The organism is Natrialba sp. PRR66 (assembly GCF_034808065.1).
GTDB classification, from domain to species: Archaea; Halobacteriota; Halobacteria; order Halobacteriales; family Natrialbaceae; genus Natrialba; species Natrialba aegyptia.
In genome coordinates, this window is sequence record NZ_JAXHGN010000006.1 from 320724 (window position 1) to 338405 (window position 17682).

The window sequence follows — 17682 nt, forward strand, 5'->3', positions numbered from 1 at the left end:
CACACAGATAAGGGTTTGTATAGAATTCCAAATATTGCACAATACTACTTGGTGCGGGATAGCAACGACGGCGGCGGGAGAGACGCGGATCAATCCGCCGGTTGCGGAGATCGGGAACTGGAGACGCCGGGAAGGCTCGGACGGTCCAGATCGGTACGTCGAAGGAACTGCGCGTTGATCGCGACGATGACCGTACTGAGCGACATGAGCAACGCACCGACTGCAGGCGAGAGGAGGATGCCGATCGGGGCGAGGATACCCGCCGCGAGCGGGAGCGCAAAGACGTTGTAGCCAGCGGCCCACACGAGATTCTCCTGCATCTTTCGATAGCTCGCCTTGCTCAGTTTGACGAGGCGGACGACGTCCATCGGATTGTTCTGGACGAGGATAATGTCCGCTGACTGGACTGCCACGTCCGTCCCGGAGCCGATAGCGATGCCGATGTCAGCCCGCGTCAGCGCGGGCGCGTCGTTGACCCCGTCGCCGACCATCGCAACAGAACGACCCCGTTCTTGAAGCGCGGCTATGTTCTCGTCTTTGTCCTCCGGCAGCACTTCGGCGAAAACCGTGTCGATACCGAGGTCGTCGGCCACCGCGGTGGCGACGTCCTCGCTGTCGCCAGTGAGCATCGCGACTTCGATACCGAGTTCGTGAAGCGCGTCGACGACCTGATAGCTCTCCTCGCGGACGACATCCGCGAGTGCGAACGCAGCGATCACTGTTGCTTCGGTGCCCGCGGCATCGCCGCTCGTTCGAGCCGCAGGTTCGCTGCGTGCATCCTCGCCGGTCACCTGTTGTGTCGCGTTTGCTCGGTCCGAGAAACGACTGGGAGTGCCCTCGCGCACGAGATAGACCACGGTCTGTGCGTTATCGCCGGCGCGTTCCGCGAACGCAGCTAACTCGGACGGCGCTTCGACATCGAGTGCAGAGAGAAGGTTGGGACCGCCGACAGAGACCGTGTCACTGCCGACGGTTGCCCGCACGCCGCGGCCTTTGAGCGCCTCGAAGTTCGTCGCCGTCCCCGCCGCGACAGCCCGTTCGTCGGCGGCCTCGCGGATCGCCTGAGCGATCATGTGTTCCGAATCGCTCTCGACGGCAGCAGCGAGCGCGAGGGCATCGTCTTCGGTGACGCCCTCGACGGTTTCGATATCGACGACACCCTGTTCGCCCCTCGTGAGGGTGCCCGTCTTGTCGAAGACGATCGTATCCAGGTTGCGGGCTCGCTCCATGGCGACCCGATCTCGAATCAGCATGCCGTTTCGCGCGGCGAGTGACGTGTTGATCGCGACGACGAGGGGGATGGCGAGCCCGAGCGCGTGCGGACAGGCGATTACCAGGACGGTTACGACTCGTTCGATGACGACGGCGTCGAACGAGACGGCGACGGTCCACGCGATAGCAGTGACGATTGCCGCAGCGAGGGCGACGTAGAACAGCCATCCCGCCGCGCGGTCGGCGAGTTGCTGCGTTCGAGATTCGCTCTCCTGGGCCTCCTCGACCAGGCGCATGATCCCTGCAAGCGTCGTCTCGTCTCCCGTCGCGCTGATTCGAACGCGAAGGCTGCCGTCGCCGTTTAACGTGCCGCCAATTACTTCGTCACCCGGTTCCTTCGATACCGGCTTCGATTCGCCGGTGATCATCGACTCGTTCACGTCGGAGTCGCCCTCCTCAACCACACCATCGGCGGGGACGCTCGCGCCGGGCCGCACGAGAACGAGGTCGCCCGCAGATAGATCGCTCACGGGGACTTCCTCGGTATCGCCGTCGTCGGTGAGCCGTTCCGCCGTATCCGGCAGCAGTTTCGCCAGTTCGTCGAGCGCACTGGAGGCCCTTCGAATGGAGCGCATCTCGATCCAGTGACCGAGCAACATGATATCGATGAGCGTCACGAGTTCCCAGAAGAACGTCGATGCGGACGGGAAGACAACGCTCGCGAGGCTGTAGACGAACGCGACGGTGATCGCCATCGAGATGAGCGTCATCATCCCCGGCGTTCGGTCCGCGAGTTCAGGGACGGCCATTCGAAGGAACGGCACCCCGCCGTAGGCGAAGACGATCACCGCGAAGACGGGGGTGAGCCACTGGCTGCCGGGGAACGCGGGGACGGAAAAGCCGAGCCACGCCTGTAGCGTCTCGCTGTAGAGCAACACCGGGATCGAGAGCAGCGTCGAGACGAAAAAGCGCCGCCGGAACAGCTGTTCGTGGCCCTCGTGCATGCCGGAATCACTGCCGTGGTCACCGTGTTCGTCACGAGCATCGTGACCGCCACGGTCGCCGCCGGCTGATCGCCCGTCGTACTGCTCGTCGATCGTCCGGTGGCCCTCACTGGCGTCATCGGTCTCGGATTCGAGTATCGATTGTTCGACGCTCGATTCCTCGCGCTCGTCGGCAGGTACCGCGCGTTCGTCGGCCCGGTCGTGAGTGTCTCGCTCGTCGCGAGCGTCGCGAACTGCACGATCCGGGTCCGAATGAGGATCGGAGTCGGTAGCGCTACCGTCACCCGGTTGATCGCTGTGATCGTCCATACGACAGCCTCACCAGTACGGCTATGCGCTCGCAGGTGAAAGTTCCCGGCTTGCGCTGGCCACAGCGCGATCGAGTTCGCTGCGAGCGGACGACGAGTGAACGACGGGAAACGGGACGAACTCGTTTCCCCTGAGACACAGCCACGTGCCCTCGTCATGGGGTTACACGACATTGCGGTACCGGTTTCCGAACCCTTTTGACTGACCAGTTAGTAAGTCCTATACCAACCGACATGGATGACGATACAGCAAATGAAATACTAGATGGGACATATCGTGCCCTATGTAAACACGGTTATGCAGAGCTTACACTGCAGGATATCGCCGATGAGACGGACAAGAGTAAGGCGTCGATTCACTACTACTACGACACGAAAGAGGATCTCTTTACGGCCTTTCTGGAGTTCCTGTACGGCCGCTACACCGACAAGGTAACGGGGGTCACCGGAGCGTCCCCGCAAGCGCGGTTGTTGTCGCTGCTCGATGTCTTGCTTGCAGACGGAGAAGACGGTCCGGATACGGAGTTTCGGACCGCGATGTTGGAGATACGAGCGCAAGGCCCGTACAACGACGGGATACGGGAACAACTCACCAAATTCGACGAGTTCCTGTACGAGGAATTGCACTCGATCATCGAAGCGGGAATCGAGCGCGAGGAGTTCAACGAGCATGTCGACCCCGATCTCGCCGCGGAGTTTCTGACGACGATGATCAGCGGCGCGCACACGCGCCGCGTCGCCGTCGACTACTCGATGGATCGACTCCACGAGACGGTGCGAGCGTACGTTGAGCAACACCTCTCGCCCGAACCCCTGGAGGTGTCTTGCTGATGGGAGTCCGACAGTTCGTCAGCAAGTTCTTCAAGGGACCCGACGAGTTCAACCTCACCGAGGGCGGGATCGGCAAGCCGCTGTTTTACCTCTCCTTGCCGATCGTCATTCAGAACCTGTTCCAGGTCACGTACAACCTCGCGGACACGTTCTGGCTAGGGAGACATAGTACGGCGTCACTGTCGGCGATCACGTTCGCGTTCCCGATGGTCTTTCTGATGATCTCGCTCGCGCTCGGGCTCTCGGTTGCCGGCAGCGTCCTCGTTGCCCAACATATCGGTGCCGGAAACGATCAGAAAGCCGAGTACGCGGCCTCCCAGACGATGGCCTACGCTGCCGTGGCGTCCATCGTACTCGGTGCGATCGGGTTCATCTTCGTCGACGATTTCCTCGTGATCCTCGGGACGGGCCCCGAGATTTCGTCGCTGGTCGCAGACTACATGCGGGTCTACTCGGTCGGCCTCGTCGGGGTGTTCGGCTTCGCCGTGTTCATGGCGCTCATGCGCGGCTACGGCGACACGATCACCCCGATGTACGTGATGGGCGGATCGGTCTTCCTCAACGTCGTGCTCGATCCGGTGATGATCTTCGGCTTCCAGAACAATCCCCTGTTCGGGTACCTCGGGGCCACGGGCCTCGAAGCGTCGCTGTTCGAACTGACGGGCTATACTGGGACGGGAGTCGCGGGTGCCGCGATCGCGACGGTGTTCTCGCGGGCGCTCGCGTTCGTCGTCGGACTGGCGATCATGTTCCGCGGGAACCGCGGCGTCCGAATCCGACTCGGACAGATGATTCCCGATCTCTCGTTCGGGCGGAAGGTCATCGACATCGGTCTGCCGGCGTCGATCGAGGGAACGGCCCGCTCGCTGTCGATCACCCTCCTGTTGTTCGTCCTAGCGATGTTCCCCGAGGAGATCAGCGCCGCCTACGGGATCGGGACGCGAATCTTCTCGGTCATCTTCCTGCCGGCGCTTGCGGTCTCCCAGGGGATCGAAACGATAACCGGACAGAACATCGGCGCGGAGAAACCCGATCGGGCCGCCGAGACGAACCACTTCGGTGCTCGTGCGATGCTCGCCGTGCTAACCGGTCTTGGAATTATCACCATCCTGGCTGCACGGCCGATCTCGTCCATCTTCACGGACGACCCGACGGTCGCCGCAGAGAGCGCATCGTTCCTCCGATATACCGCGCTCACGTTCGGCTTTATCGGGGTCATGCGAGCCTACACGGGCGGCTTCCGCGGTGCCGGGAAGACGCTGTTTGCCGCAGTGATCTCCGTCGTGACGCTCGGACTCGTACGATTGCCCGTCGCCTGGTTCGGCGCGGAAGCGATCGGCGCGACCGGCCTCTGGATCGCGTTCCCGATCTCGAACGTCATCGGCGGTGCCATCGCGTATCTCTGGTTCAAGCGCGGCACCTGGCGGGAGGCGTCGCTCACCGGATCCGATATCGGCGCTGACGTTCCCGGCTCCGAGACGCCATCCGACGACTAGTACCAGTACCCAAACTGCTTTTCTTGACGAAGTCAGACAGGTAACGGGACGGAGCATACAGATCGAAATCCGAACCAAGAATACAAATTGTCGTCTTCTTCCGGATACTATTTCCATAAGAAACACGATTCTCGTTCGAATAGAATGATACAAACCGAGGTTCATCGGTCAAATCTGGGTTCAACAGCGGCGAGTTGGTATGCAGGAATCCAAACCAAATACGAAACTAGCATCTGACACAGATGCGAGTTCACTGTGCTGATCGCAGTACCGACGGTCACTCATCCCGAACTCGCGACCGACACGACCCGGACCACGGCAGCGCGTAGGACGGCTCGGTGACGAATCGATCGAGTGACGCCGCGACCGTGAGCCGCGTTCCGCTCGGGAGCGACACCCGAATGCACGTCGACTCAGGACGTACCCGTTCGTCGTCGAGTTCTATCGCCGTGAACTCGTGTTCGCCGTACGCGCCGGCCTGGACGATCACGTCGCGGTCCCGTCCGCCGACGTTGACCAGGGTCAGCCTCACGCCTTCCTGGGTCACGTCCTCGACGAGCGCGGCGACGCCGGGCGGCAGTCCCGGCCGCTCCCGTTCGGGGTCGAAGTGGCGAAGCTGCGCCATCACCAGTCCGCCGTAATAGACCGGCTGTGGGGCACCCATCGTCAACTGGAGCAGTCCGCGGTGAACGATCGGATTCCGGTCGCGGAGGTAATCTTCATCGACATCGTCCGGGACCCCGCCCTCCTCGCGCATGAGCGCGAGGCGCTCCTGGACGTGGGCGTGGCTCGCTTCCAGCCGCCGCTGGGGATAGTCCGGAAACTCCCCGTCGAGGTACGCCAACCAGGCGTACTCCTGGCCCGCACCGTGCTTGTTCGACGGCCGGTAGTCGACCTGCGTCCAGTCCCGTGACCCCCAGTCGCGAAGTCGATCGACCCGCTCCCGATCCGCTTCCGACAGGGACAGATACCAGAGATGGAACACGTACGGATCGTCTCGATGCGGCTTGAACTCGTACCACCCGTCGCGCCACAGCACCGCCCCGTCGTCCTCGGTCAAGACGCCCGAGGCGTCGTAGTGATAATCGCCGGGACCGCCGTACTTGTGCGGAACGTACAGCGTCGAGTGGACCGAATCCTCGTCGACCTCGAGTCCGTTCTCGATCAGCACGTCGAGCTGCGACCGCGGAAACGCCAGATGCTCCCGATCCCCGGTGAGCAACACGGCGTTCTCCGCGGCGACCGTCGGCCCGATACCGACGTAGTGCCACCCGCCCCACGACCAGCCGTAATAGCCGCCGTACCACGAGCCGTCGGTGTACTCCCCGATCTCGCCCGACCGGCCGACGTTGTCCGGAATGATGCCGCCGTTTTCGGCCGTTCGCTCGCGCCACGCCGCGAGATAATCGACGACCCACTCCCGATACCGGTCCTCGCCGGTGTGGAGGTAAGCGTTCGTCATCAGGCTCGTCACGTTGAGATTGAGCGGAATATCCCCCTTCGAACACCGCTCGTCGAGCACCTCGAACAGTCGCTCTTCGTTGTCGGGGTCGCACAGCTCGGCCGCCTCGTCGAACTCGAGATCACGCCACGGCAGGCCGTGACTCGCCCAGCGGTACTCGGCCCCGTAGGGGTGGTGTTCGTACGCGGAAAAATCGCAGTGATCCGGCCCCATACTGCCGTTCATCGGCCCGCGGACGAGCCGCCGGTCGCCGTCGTAGTTCCCCGCGTCCGCCTCGTCGTCGGTATCGAAGTACAATCGGGCGAACCGTTCCGCGCGGTCGACGACAGCATCGTCAGTCGGCGCTGCAAGGCCCATGTTGTACGTAAAGAGATTCCCCTCGCCCAGGTGAAACCAGTCGCGACACTGCTCGAACTCGTCGACGACCATCGGATGACCGAACGGCGTTTCAGCGTTCCTCCCACGTCGAAGCGCACCCGCATAGACATCCCGGGCGTGTTCGAGGAATCGCTCGTCGCCGCCCAGCGCGTAGACGAGCGGCCAGTTGTAGAATCCCTCGATCACGTCGTCGAACCCATCGACGCCGGTGTAGCCCCTGGGTGGCCAGTACGGTTCGCCGTTCTCGTCGACGAAGCGGTCAACAGCGTCCGCCATCGTCTCGAACAGTTCCCGTTGCAAAAGCGCCCACTCGGGCGGCCGGCCGATCGAGTGCTGCGCCGCTAGCTCGAACATACCTCGTGTGGCGTCGTTCGGGATGATTAATATTTGGGTCGAGGAGAGAGGCGAGTCGCGGGAGTTCAGAAATTCGAGTCCGGCGCTACCCGTCTACGTTCCCCTTCGAATCCCAGATCTCGGTGATGAGATCGACGAACAACGCCGGTCGTTTCGGCTCCCCGTCCGGAGTCGTCTCGTCGAGCGGACAGTTTTCGAGGTTCGCGACGAACTCTTGGGTGTGGGTCATCTCGCCGACGACCTCGCGAACGTCGAACGTGATCGTGTTGTCGCTGTCGGTCTGGAGCCACGCGGCGGCGCTTTGCTCTTCGGTGTACTCGAGCGTGTAGGTCTCGCCGATTCGATCGACGATGTACTCCATCGGACCGACTTCCAGGCGGTCTCCATCGTGGTCCAGGTAGAGCGTTTCGTCCTCGATCCGGGGTTCGTATCGCGGTTGGGCCGTCATTGTGTGATACGTTGGGACACGGCCGACGGTCGTATAAATGGTGTGCACTCCGGCGCGGACCCGCAAGGTTGCGGGGGGAAGTTTCGAGGCCACGAACTGCGCACGATTGCGGGACGGCGAACCGGATCAGCCGAACTGGCAGAACAGCGGCAAGCGGGTCCCGAGTTCAGCGACGGCGGGCGTCTGCCGTCGGTGGTCGGTGGTCGGTGGTCGGTGGTCGGTTCTTCGGTTCTTCAGTTCTTCGGCTCTTCGGAGTCGAGCAGTGACTATTCGACGGTACGGGCTTTCGCCCGAAGTCAGGCGCGTCCCGCTCTGGGGAACGGAGAGCGGACACGTCCGGACTGGAAGGTCGGGATAGCCGCCGACTTCCGACTGGCTGTCGATGTAGGTCCCCTCGCCGGCGTCGAGTTGTGCGAGGATACGCTCGTCGGTGGCGGTGCAGTCGGCCGGTCGCGCGCCGGCGTTGTCGCGGTTGTGATCGACGACGGACGCCTCGTCGCGTATCGCGACCCGCTCCGTACCGATGTCGGCGAGGAGCGTCCAGTCGTCCCCGTCGGACGACCCGTACGCTTCGAAGGTATCGCCGCGCCTGCACAATCGCAGCCACTCGGCCTCGAGACTGCCGCCGTCGACCTCGCTCTCGTCCTCGCCGCCGGAGGTCGTACTCACCGTCTCGGCTCCGGACTCGGGACGCCACTGCAGTGATACCGCCCCGTTCGGCGTCCGGCGAAGCATCACGTTCGCCGCGTCGGGAGCCAGCGACTCCCGAATCATGATTCCGGTCTTCGCGTTCGGATCGGTGTGTTCCAGCGCGGTATTGCGCACTCGAACGTCGATGTCCCCGCTGAACTCGTCGTGGTAGTAGTGAAACGCGTCTTCCGTATTCCAGATGTCTGCGCCACCGCCGCGGATCGTGATGAGCGTCGCTGCAGCAACCGCGTCGCTGAACAGCGGTAGTGTCGCGAGGCCGAGACTCCCTGCACCGACCGTCTACAGAAACGTCCGTCTGTCGTGTGTCATTAGCTCACACCAACCAGGGAATCAAGTCGGAAGCTGGTAAGTGTTTTTTCAACGAATGCACAGGTATCCGAGAGGAGGTGAGTGCAGCGACAACAATGGGAACTGGCCGGAGAGACGCCGAACGGCGGCTGTCGTCAGGAGAATTTCGTATTGAGTTCGATCACGTTAGCGGTTCGTTGCACGCTTTCGGCGAGTTCACCGTGGAGGACCTCGTCCGTGCTGCGACTCACTGGTCCGGAGACGCTGACGGCACCGAGGACCGTGTTCTCGTTTTTAACCGGAGCGGCGACACATCGGAGTCCCTCGATGTTTTCCTCGTCGTCGATGGCGTACCCCTGGTCGGTGATCGCGGCGAGTTCGTTGGAGAGGCGCTCGGGGTCGGTGATCGTTTTCGGCGTTTTCGGGGCGAACGAGACGTGGTCGAGGATCTCTCGGCGTCGGTCGGCCGGGAGGAAAGCGAGGATGGCCTTGCCGAGGGATGTCGAATGCATCGGCTGCTTGCCGCCGGGGCGCGAGACCGTTTCGACGGCCTGCGTCCCCATCGCCTTGTAGAGGTAGGCCACTTTGCCGTGTTCTTCGAGCCCGAAGTGAGCGATTTCGCCCGTTTCGGACGCCAGTTTATCGACTTCGTCGACGATGACCTCGTAGTTTGCAACCTGCTCTCGAACGTCGTTTGCCATATCGAGGAGTTGCAGACTGAGTCGGTAGCCATCGTCCTGTCGCACGATGATCTCCTGGCTTTCGAGGGTTCGAAGGTGGCTGTGGATGGTGCTTTTGGAGTGACCGAGCTCGTCGGCCAGTTCGGTAACGCTCGTCGCCTCGTTCGCACGGATGGCGTCGAGAATCGTAAATGCGATTTCGACCGACTGAATGCGCCGACCCGTGCGTTCATTGGGGGTGCTTGCCATACAAAATGGTATCATAGTTCAGCATTATAAGTCTGTTCCCCAGAAGGGAACTGAAACGGGTCGTCGGGAGCGATCGATCCGGCACTGACTACTCGCCGGGTGCGGTCGTCCGCCCCTGTTAGCGGACCGCCCGTCGGCGGGTCGGCATCCACACCGTCGTCCGATACAGTATCGCTAAACCGGTCGTCATTCCCGTCTCGCGAACGAAGTTTGTCACCGAACAAACGGCGTATTCGGCGCGTAGAAGTGCTATAGTGCTGCTATTCGGCACTACTGAGTGACGATCTGCCGAGACCCATTACAAGTATACGATTGTAATGTTTCCGCAGATACATTACAATAGTACGCTTGTCAATATTCGGCGAGCGGGAACTCACTGAACTCAGGGGAGAGAAGGATGTGGGAATCGATGGTAATAGCCGTAGCGGAAACCAGTGGGGGAAAGTCACCAGAACGAACAAGTGCCGGCCGCTGGACTGGGTACCCAGCATGGTGAACGCAGGAGCAGCGGAGCTGATCGACACCGTTCACCAACACGTCGACACGGTCCTTGCGGTCGGTCGTGACCGATACGGCGACTCGAGGCCGATGCCGACTTCCTCTGGACGTGCGCGATGGCCGCCCGCGCGACCGGCGACGTCGGCTGCTGGCTAACGACCTGAGACATCGCGAGCGACCTTGGATCGGAGATATCGGCACTCCAACGGGCGACGGGATCGATTTCACTGCCGCTCCTGAACTCGCCGATTACAGGGCGGTGTACGGACTTCTCGAACACTATCGGGTGACCGGACGGACCGCCTACCGCAACGCGGCGGCTCGTGTGGGGGAGAACGCTCGAGAGACGCGGCTGTCCGGCAACGTGTTCGTGGACGAGGAGGGGCGCGTCCGTCTCGAAGACCCGGTCCGGTTCCGCTGACGTTGTTACACTCGCTGCAGCGTTACGCGGCAAGCCGGTCACAGCCCTCCCGACGCCGATCGGAGGCCGTCGGTCGCCGCGTGGCGGCATCTAAACTGGATGGACGGCTGGCCGATCAGAAGGAGAGCCGGCAGTTTCGACCCCGACCACCAACGCTTTTTGCGTTCCGTTCGGGTGAGACGTATGCATCACCTCGGCAGACGGTCGAGCGACGTAATTTCGGAGATACGAATCGGCTACATCGGCGGCGACAGCCAGGGCTAGGCGCACACCCTCATCAACGATCTCGCGCAGTGTGCGAAGATCACCGGCACCGTTGCGCTGTACGATGTCGACTACGAGTCGACGCGCGGGGCGTTTCCCCGCGGCATCGCACTCTCGCCCGGCGCCGAACACGGATCGCCGTCCCGACGGACCGTCGGCTGCCGCGGCGTCAAGCTTTCTTCTCCCGGCCGGTCCACGGTGAGGCGATGAACTCGTTCGAATCCGACGACGGGCACGTCGTCGTTCGTCTCGACCGCGGCGATATGGCGCTCGAATCGATCGAGCGCGCCTGTACAACACACGAGGTCGATACCGGTGCTGTCGTCACCGGGATCGGCACGTTCAGCACCCTGAACATCCACATCCACTACGTGAATCGAACCGACCTCCCCGACGAGCAGGCCGATCGAAACGTCGATCGGGAGTTGACGGGTGCCTGGGAAGTCACCGACATCAACGGCGTCATCGCGGACGGCGAGCCCCACCTCCACGTGACCGCGTTCGACGGCGACCGAACCGTCGGCGGGCACCTGGAACCCGGCTGCGAGCTCAACGTCCTCGGTGAGATAACGATCAGAAAACTACCGGGCCTCGAACTGGAGCCGTCCGAACGACCGGCAGACCTCACAACTCGAGCGTCGCTGATACTGTCGCGCAGAAGTCAATACGAAGACGGTCGTAAATTCGCGGCCGTTGAGCAAACCGTCGGTTTGCAATGCCCAGCAGAACGTCTGCGTTCTACGGACATCCCCGCAGGCGACGGCCGCAGTGGAGCGACCGATCTGCACGTCGTTCTGTCCGACAGTATGAGAAATGCTCGCCGACGCGTTCTGAACTCGGGTAGACGAATTATCGCCGTCGCCCCAGATGAATCCGTAGAAGGTGAGGCCGACAACTCATATAAAGTAATTCGGGTTCGTCGGCGAACCGACGGCGATACCGCGTCACCGTCAGCATCGCGGAGACGGCCGAGAAAAAAGAGAGAACACAGCGGATTGTCACGCGAGGAGATTTTTGCCGGAAGACCAACGTTCGTGTCGGGAAACGCGAAATCACTAGTCCGAATGCCGACAGCATACCGTAACTACGTCGACGGCGAGTGGATCGAATCGCGTTCGGGCGAGACGTTCGAGGTCCGGAATCCCGCCGACACGAGCGATATCGTCGGGGAGTTCCAGGCTTCGACGAGTGCAGATACCGACGCGGCGGTCGAAGCTGCGGTCGGTGTACAGACGGAATGGGCGACGACGCCGGGACCGGAACGGGGCGACGTGCTCGCGGAGACGGCCCGGATTCTCGAAGAGCAGCGGGACGAACTAACCGAGACGCTCACGCGCGAGGAGGGCAAGACGCTCGACGAAGCCGGCGGCGAGGTCCAGCGCGCGATCGACATCTTCCGGTACTACGCTGAGAAGGCCCGCGATCTCGGCGGCACCGTCAAATCGCCGAGCGGCACGGACACCGAACTCTACACCAAACGCGAACCGCTCGGAACCGTCGCGCTGATCACCCCTTGGAACTACCCCATCGCGATTCCGGCCTGGAAACTCGCGCCGGCGCTCGCAGCCGGGAACACGGCGGTGCTAAAGCCAGCTTCCGCCGCACCGACGGTCGCCTGGAAATTGCTGGAGGCACTCGACGAGGCCGGCCTTCCGGACGGCGTCGCCAACTACGTCACCGGCTCAGGCAGCGAAGTCGGAGGGACGCTCGCGTCACACGAGAACATCGACGGCGTCTCGTTCACCGGCAGCACGGCGGTCGGAACGGTCGTCGCGCAGGCCGCCGCCGACGACCTGACCCGCGTACAGTGCGAGATGGGCGGCAAGAACCCCACCGTCGTCATGCCGAGCGCCGACGTGGCCGAGGCGGTCGACATCGTCGGGGCCGGCGCGTTCGGCGTCACCGGACAGGCCTGCACCGCCTGCTCCCGAGCGATCGTCCACGAGGACGTCTACGACGAGTTCGTCGCGGGCATCGCCGACTATGCCGCGTCGATCGAGATCGGTCCCGGTCTCGAGAATCCCGATATGGGCCCCCACGTGACGCAGAGTGAACTCGAGTCGACGCTCGAGTACGTCGATATCGCGACCGAAGACGGCGCAAGCCTCGAGACCGGCGGCCGCCAGCCCGAAGGGAGGGCCTACGAGGACGGCCACTACGTCGAACCGGCCGTCGTGTCGGACGTAACGGGCGACATGCGGATCGCCCAGGAGGAGGTGTTCGGACCGGTACTCGCGGTGTTAAAGGTCGACGGATTCGAGGCGGGCGTCGACGTGGCGAACGACGTGGCGTACGGCCTCTCAGCGAGTATCGTCACGCAGGAGCTTTCGGAGGCCCACCGGTTCACCGAGGAGATTGAATCGGGCGTCGCGAAGGTCAACGAGAAGACGACCGGCCTCGAACTACACGTCCCCTTCGGCGGCTACAAACAGTCCTCGACGGATACCTACCGCGAGCAGGGCGACGCCGGTCTCGACTTTTTCACGTCGACGAAGACGGTCTACATGAACTACTGAGACGGCCGCTCGGCGGACTCCGGCGGTGCGTCCCACTCCTCGCCGTCGTCCTGCGGATCGTAGCCGATGACCGATCGCGCGTGTTCGAGGTCGAACCAGCGCCGCCGGTTGTCGCTCACGCCGCTGAAGATATCGAACTCGACGCGCTCGTCCGCCAGACAGCACTCGATCTGGTGGGCGAAATCCCGGCGCGACTGCCAGGTCGCTTTCATCCGCGCGACCTCCCGTTCGTACGCGGAACTGCCGCGTTCCCACTCGCCGTTTTCGACGCTCGCCTCGGCGTCGCCGTAGGGATGGTCGTACTCCGGCATCCGGACACTGCAGATCCGAAGCGCGTAGAACCGGTTCGGATACGCACAGTCCTCGACGTAGTACCGTCCCAGATCCTCGCCGAAACTCTTGGAGGCTCCGTAGTAGGAATCCGGACGCACGGGGTCCGTGTGGTCGAGCACGAGTTCGTGCTGGCGGTCGTAGATGTCGGGGGCGAACTCCTGTTCGTACTGTCCCATCACGTGGTTGGTCGAGCCGAAAACGACCGAGTCGACCTCGGCCTCGCGAGCGGCCTCGAGCACGTTGTACATCCCGATGACGTTCGGTTCGAAGATGTCGCTCCAGTCGCCGTCGGTGTAGGGGTAGGCGGCGAGGTGAACGATCGCGTCCTGGCCGGTACAGGCCTCCCGAAGCGTCTCGTAGTCCGCAATGTCGCCGATAACGGTCTCGTAGCCGCCGTAGGGATCGTCTTCGTCCCGTCCGGATCGGTTGTAGTAGGTGAAGTCGTACCGATCGTCGTCGTGCAGGTGATCGATGATCGCGGTTCCACAGCGGCCGTACGAACCGGTCACTAGTACGTCCATGCCTCTAGTCCCACGCGGAGCCACCATCAAAATACCGGTCGAACCGACCCCTCGCCGCAAACACCGGACTGGCGGCTTACTCCATCATGACGGTTACCGGCCCGTCGAAGTTCAACAGCACGCGCTGGGCGATGTTCCCGAAAATCGCCTTGCCCGTCGGCGAGCGCTTTTGCCCCACGAGGAAGACGTGATCGCATCCCAGGCGGTCGGCCGCCGAGAGGATCGCATCGTCGCGCTCGTCGTCCGGCGTGATGACGACCTCGGTCTCGACATCGACATCGATGTCGGCGTCGACCTCCGACAACACGTCCTCGCTGAACTCGCGGGCGAACTGCCGCGTCATGGCAGTCGCGTCGGTATCCTCGAACGTGGTCCCCTCCATCTCCTCGACCCACTCGATCGCGTCGTTGCCATCTTCGGCCGCCTCGGGAGTCGTCCACGCGAAGACGACGAGTTCAGCGGCCCCATTGCGAGCGAACTGGCTGGCTTCGGTGAGCAGTCGTCGGTGCGCGTCAGTGTCGTCGATAACGACAAGTGCACGTTGCATACACGTCATCTGGGCGGGCGGTCTGATAAAAGTACCTCCGGGCTGCGGATAGACTGACGCTGGATCGGTGTTGAACCGAGGATGGGCTGGCGGCCGGTGCCAGTCTCGAATCTGCAGGATACAACACCCGATCTGGACCGGTCAGTCGGCGCGATACCGCTCGAGCGCCGCCTCGTCGATATCGATCCCGAGTCCCGGCGACTGCGGGACGGTGATCGTCCCACCGGCCGGATCGAACGGCGTCTCGAGCAACTCGCTTCGCAGCGGGTTCTCGCTGCGGTCGAACTCGATCAGCATCGGTTCGGGAACGTGGCGCGTGTGGGGGTACGACGAGATGCTGGCGGCGAACTGGATCGCGGCGGCCATGCCGACGGCGCTGTTCCAGATGTGGGGTCTGACGGCGACGTTCTCGGTCGACGCCATGCCGGCGATCAATCGCGCCTCGGAAAGCCCGCCGCAGCGACCGAGGTTCGGCTGGACGATGTCGACCGTTCGGTCGTCGATCAGTTCCTTGAACGCGAACCGGCCGTAGTGGGCTTCGCCGGCCGCGATGGGGGTATCGATTTTGGACCGGAGCTCGCGGTAGCCCGACCGGTTCTCCGGCGGCACCGGTTCCTCGATCCAGGTCACGTCGTACTCCGCGATGGCCCGCGCGGATTCGAGCGCCTGATGGGGGCGGTAGTTGCCGTTCATGTCGACCATCAGGTCGGCGTCGGGGCCGAGGATCTCCCGCGCCGTCCTGACGCGTTCGATATCGTCCGCGAGTCCGGACCCGATTTTGATTTTTGCGGCGGTAAATCCTTCCACGACGGCCTCGCGGATCGGCTCTTCGATCGGCCGGTCCGCCTCGGTGAAGTACATCGTCGACGCGTACGGCGTCAACTCCGAGCACTGCGTCCCGCCGAGCAGGCGGTGAATCGGTCGGCCGACGGATTTTCCGATGATGTCCCAGCAAGCGACGTCGATCGCACTGACCGCGCTCTGGACGAACACGTCGCCGCCGAAGTGGTAGGGATCGGTGTAGGAGCGGTCGGCGAGCGACTCGACAGCGAACGGGTCCATCCCGAGCACGTCGTCGGCGAACAGTTCCTCGACGGTCGCCGTCGCGATCGGTCCGGGGGCGAACGCCTCGCCCCAGCCGACGGTTCCGTCGTCGGTCTCCAGTCGCACCACCGTCGTTCCGCGATCGGTTCCGAACCCCCGCGCATCGCCGAGTCCGTGACCCTCGGGGAGCGAATGAGCGAGCGGAATCGCGCGAATATCCGTAATCTCCATGGCGTGTACGAGAGACTACCACACAATATAGCTTGCGTTGACGGGAACGCCAGACGTACTCGACGGCAGTCCGAATCGTCGCGATTACGCCGTCTCGCCTTCGTAGTGAAACTCCGTCCACGGCCCCTCGACGAACGGATACTCCTCGAGTACGTCGAGATCGACCTCGACGCCGAGCCCCGGCGCATCCGAGACTGACAGGCGGCCGTCCTCGATGGCCGGCCGCCCCTCGATGATGTCGAACGCCAACTCGAACGGATACATACCCGGATCGACCGCCGCCTCGCCGAGCGCCGGATCGTCCTCGAAGACCGGATACTCGAGCAGTCGAACCTCCGGGGCCGCGGCCACGAGATGGGCGTTGGCCTGCAACCCGAGCCAGGTGCCGAAGTTGTGCGGAACGAACTCGACCTCCCGGCCGGCACAGAACTCGATGGCGTCCCGGCAGCCGGTAAAGCCCTCGTGGTGGCGAACGTCTCCCTGCAAGAACTCGACGCCGCCGGTCCGACCGAGTTCAGTGAGCGCGGCGGGCGAGGACTCGCTCTCACCGCCAGCTAGCGGCGCACCGGTTTCAGCTAGCTCGACGTAGCCGTCGTGGTCGGCGGGTTCGACCGGCTCTTCGATCCAGTAGGCATCTTGCTCGGCCGCGTGTTCGACGAGTTCACGAACGGTGTCCCGACCGTACCCGTTCTCGAGTTTCCACCAGGTGTGGGTGTCGAGCATGAACTCGGTTTCGTCGAGCGCGTCGGCGAGCAGGTCGATCGTGCGGCGGTCGCCGTCGGGGCCGATTCCGGGGCGGTACTTGTAGCCGAAAAAGCCGAGTGATTCGATCGCGGCGGCCTGTTCGGCGTATCCCTCGGGTTCCATGTACATCCCCGCGCTGGCGTACAGGGGGATCTCCGTCGTCGGATCCGTCTCGTACTCCTCAGCCAGAAGGTCGTAGATCGGCATACCGAGTTCCTTGCCGCGGATATCGTAGAGGGCGACGTCGATCGCCGAAATCGCCTCGGTACGAAGGTGGGCCGGGAGGCTGGTCGCCGCGAGCAGGTCGCGGGCGGAACGGATGTCGTCGATCGATTCGCCCTCGAGTGCGGGTGCGACGTCGGTCTCGATGACATCGGCAAACGTCCCCTGGGAGTCGCCCTCGAAGTACTCGCGCATGGCGGAGCTACTAGCCCCGGCCGTCGCAACTCCCTGATGCCCGGCTTTCGTTTCGACGACGACGAGGACGACATCTCGTTTGCGAAGGCGGCGCGTTCCACCGAAGAACGGTCGTTCCTGCACCGGTTCGATCGGCGACGAGAGGGCGTACCCGCTCACCGAAGTGATGTGCATACACACCGCATTCACCGCCTGGCCTATAAATCATCCGAGTGGCTGCCCTCTCGTCGCGTTCCCGCGCCGAGAACGGCTGTGAGAGCACGGTCGCGTGACGAGACGCTCGAACTGAACTCGTCCAGCGTCGGTCACAGTGTGGACATCACCGTCGTTGATCTGCTGCTAGGCCCTTACTCGGGAGCAACGCGTTCGCTAGAGGGGAACAATATGAGATGGCGATGAAAACAACTGTGATGCGATGCGATAACGTAACAGCGGCTACCAGTTCGTTTCACAGCGTCTCACGAGTTCGGTACCGGCGATTCCGATGACGACCGGTAAGCGAGACCATTATCCGGATTCTGCTGCTTCAAATCGGTCGTCTCAGTTCCGAACAACGGGGTAAACGGGAGTAGTGAGCGAGAGTAGCGATCGGAAATTACAAGGACGGGAGTAATAATTCGCCTGTTAATACAGCGCTTCGGCGACTCACGATGGCAATTACGTTTGTACTCCCGTAATGTTCCCCAGGCGGGAACAGATAGCCGTTGATCGAGCAGAATTGACGC

Annotated in this window: 13 protein-coding genes and 2 pseudogenes; 6 read left to right on the top strand and 9 right to left on the bottom strand. The window is 62.9% G+C overall.

Annotation, left to right across the window (positions count from 1 at the left end; all coding sequences use genetic code 11):
* Window positions 1-89 precede the first annotated feature (89 nt).
* Complete coding sequence (locus SM755_RS20600; protein WP_323174312.1) at window positions 90-2525, bottom strand: heavy metal translocating P-type ATPase; 2436 nt, start codon at window positions 2523-2525, stop codon at window positions 90-92.
* Between the two features lie 233 nt (window positions 2526-2758).
* On the opposite strand from SM755_RS20600, the gene SM755_RS20605 reads away from it, so the two are divergent.
* Together SM755_RS20605 and SM755_RS20610 are read left to right on the top strand one after the other, a co-directional pair.
* Entirely contained in the window at window positions 2759-3355 is a 597-nt protein-coding gene (locus tag SM755_RS20605) for a TetR/AcrR family transcriptional regulator (RefSeq protein WP_323174313.1), read from the top strand.
* The gene (locus SM755_RS20610) at window positions 3355-4851 is read left to right on the top strand and encodes an MATE family efflux transporter (protein WP_323174314.1); all 1497 of its coding nucleotides are present in this window, start codon (window positions 3355-3357) and stop codon (window positions 4849-4851) included. The genes SM755_RS20605 and SM755_RS20610 overlap by 1 nt, the downstream gene beginning before the upstream one ends.
* Window positions 4852-5128: 277 nt before the next feature.
* Here SM755_RS20610 and SM755_RS20615 read toward each other — a convergent pair whose 3' ends face one another.
* The 4 genes from SM755_RS20615 to SM755_RS20630 all read right to left on the bottom strand — a co-directional run bounded on the left by SM755_RS20615 (window position 5129) and on the right by SM755_RS20630 (window position 9421).
* Window positions 5129-7045: a hypothetical protein gene (locus SM755_RS20615; RefSeq protein WP_323174315.1), complete on the bottom strand. Its 1917-nt coding sequence runs from the start codon at window positions 7043-7045 to the stop codon at window positions 5129-5131.
* Window positions 7046-7130: 85 nt separating this feature from the next.
* A complete protein-coding gene (locus tag SM755_RS20620) occupies window positions 7131-7493 on the bottom strand; it encodes a hypothetical protein (RefSeq protein ID WP_006667815.1) in 363 nt (120 codons plus the stop codon).
* A 126-nt stretch (window positions 7494-7619) separates the two neighbouring features.
* Window positions 7620-8318 (bottom strand): hypothetical protein, encoded by a 699-nt coding sequence (locus SM755_RS20625; protein ID WP_323174316.1) that lies wholly within the window; start codon window positions 8316-8318, stop codon window positions 7620-7622.
* 329 nt (window positions 8319-8647) lie between these two features.
* Window positions 8648-9421 (bottom strand): IclR family transcriptional regulator, encoded by a 774-nt coding sequence (locus tag SM755_RS20630; protein ID WP_323174317.1) that lies wholly within the window; start codon window positions 9419-9421, stop codon window positions 8648-8650.
* Window positions 9422-10028: 607 nt separating this feature from the next.
* Here SM755_RS20630 and SM755_RS20635 point away from each other — a divergent pair.
* The 4 genes and pseudogenes from SM755_RS20635 (at window position 10029) to SM755_RS20645 (ending at window position 13120) form a co-directional block, all read left to right on the top strand.
* The gene (locus SM755_RS20635) at window positions 10029-10340 is read left to right on the top strand and encodes a hypothetical protein (RefSeq protein ID WP_323174318.1); all 312 of its coding nucleotides are present in this window, start codon (window positions 10029-10031) and stop codon (window positions 10338-10340) included.
* 183 nt (window positions 10341-10523) lie between these two features.
* Window positions 10524-10682 (top strand): annotated as a pseudogene (locus SM755_RS24540) (glycoside hydrolase family 4); the annotation flags it as partial.
* A gap of 128 nt (window positions 10683-10810) precedes the next feature.
* Window positions 10811-11179 (top strand): annotated as a pseudogene (locus SM755_RS20640) (DUF296 domain-containing protein); the annotation flags it as partial.
* A gap of 489 nt (window positions 11180-11668) precedes the next feature.
* Complete coding sequence (locus SM755_RS20645) at window positions 11669-13120, top strand: aldehyde dehydrogenase family protein (protein ID WP_323174355.1); 1452 nt, start codon at window positions 11669-11671, stop codon at window positions 13118-13120.
* Here SM755_RS20645 and SM755_RS20650 read toward each other — a convergent pair.
* The 4 genes from SM755_RS20650 to SM755_RS20665 form a co-directional block, all read right to left on the bottom strand.
* A complete protein-coding gene (locus tag SM755_RS20650; protein WP_323174319.1) occupies window positions 13114-13974 on the bottom strand; it encodes an NAD(P)-dependent oxidoreductase in 861 nt (286 codons plus the stop codon). The genes SM755_RS20645 and SM755_RS20650 overlap by 7 nt on opposite strands.
* Before the next feature lie 76 nt (window positions 13975-14050).
* Window positions 14051-14521, bottom strand: a complete 471-nt coding sequence (locus SM755_RS20655) for a universal stress protein (protein ID WP_323174320.1) — start codon at window positions 14519-14521, stop codon at window positions 14051-14053.
* Between the two features lie 141 nt (window positions 14522-14662).
* On the bottom strand, window positions 14663-15796 hold the full coding sequence (locus tag SM755_RS20660; protein WP_323174321.1) for a mandelate racemase/muconate lactonizing enzyme family protein: 1134 nt from the start codon (window positions 15794-15796) through the stop codon (window positions 14663-14665).
* An 84-nt stretch (window positions 15797-15880) separates the two neighbouring features.
* Entirely contained in the window at window positions 15881-17131 is a 1251-nt protein-coding gene (locus tag SM755_RS20665; RefSeq protein ID WP_323174322.1) for a mandelate racemase/muconate lactonizing enzyme family protein, read from the bottom strand.
* Window positions 17132-17682: the final 551 nt, after the last annotated feature.

Excerpts from the sequence above, each read along its gene's own strand:
- SM755_RS20610 (WP_323174314.1), top strand. The coding sequence starts at position 3,355 with ATGGGAGTCCGACAGTTCGTCAGCAAGTTCTTCAAGGGACCCGACGAG.
- SM755_RS20645 (WP_323174355.1), top strand. The coding sequence starts at position 11,669 with ATGCCGACAGCATACCGTAACTACGTCGACGGCGAGTGGATCGAATCG.
- SM755_RS20630 (WP_323174317.1), bottom strand. The coding sequence starts at position 9,421 with ATGGCAAGCACCCCCAATGAACGCACGGGTCGGCGCATTCAGTCGGTC.
- SM755_RS20615 (WP_323174315.1), bottom strand. The coding sequence starts at position 7,045 with ATGTTCGAGCTAGCGGCGCAGCACTCGATCGGCCGGCCGCCCGAGTGG.
- SM755_RS20605 (WP_323174313.1), top strand. The coding sequence starts at position 2,759 with ATGGATGACGATACAGCAAATGAAATACTAGATGGGACATATCGTGCC.
- SM755_RS20650 (WP_323174319.1), bottom strand. The coding sequence starts at position 13,974 with ATGGACGTACTAGTGACCGGTTCGTACGGCCGCTGTGGAACCGCGATC.
- SM755_RS20620 (WP_006667815.1), bottom strand. The coding sequence starts at position 7,493 with ATGACGGCCCAACCGCGATACGAACCCCGGATCGAGGACGAAACGCTC.
- SM755_RS20665 (WP_323174322.1), bottom strand. The coding sequence starts at position 17,131 with ATGCACATCACTTCGGTGAGCGGGTACGCCCTCTCGTCGCCGATCGAA.
- SM755_RS20660 (WP_323174321.1), bottom strand. The coding sequence starts at position 15,796 with ATGGAGATTACGGATATTCGCGCGATTCCGCTCGCTCATTCGCTCCCC.
- SM755_RS20655 (WP_323174320.1), bottom strand. The coding sequence starts at position 14,521 with ATGCAACGTGCACTTGTCGTTATCGACGACACTGACGCGCACCGACGA.
- SM755_RS20600 (WP_323174312.1), bottom strand. The coding sequence starts at position 2,525 with ATGGACGATCACAGCGATCAACCGGGTGACGGTAGCGCTACCGACTCC.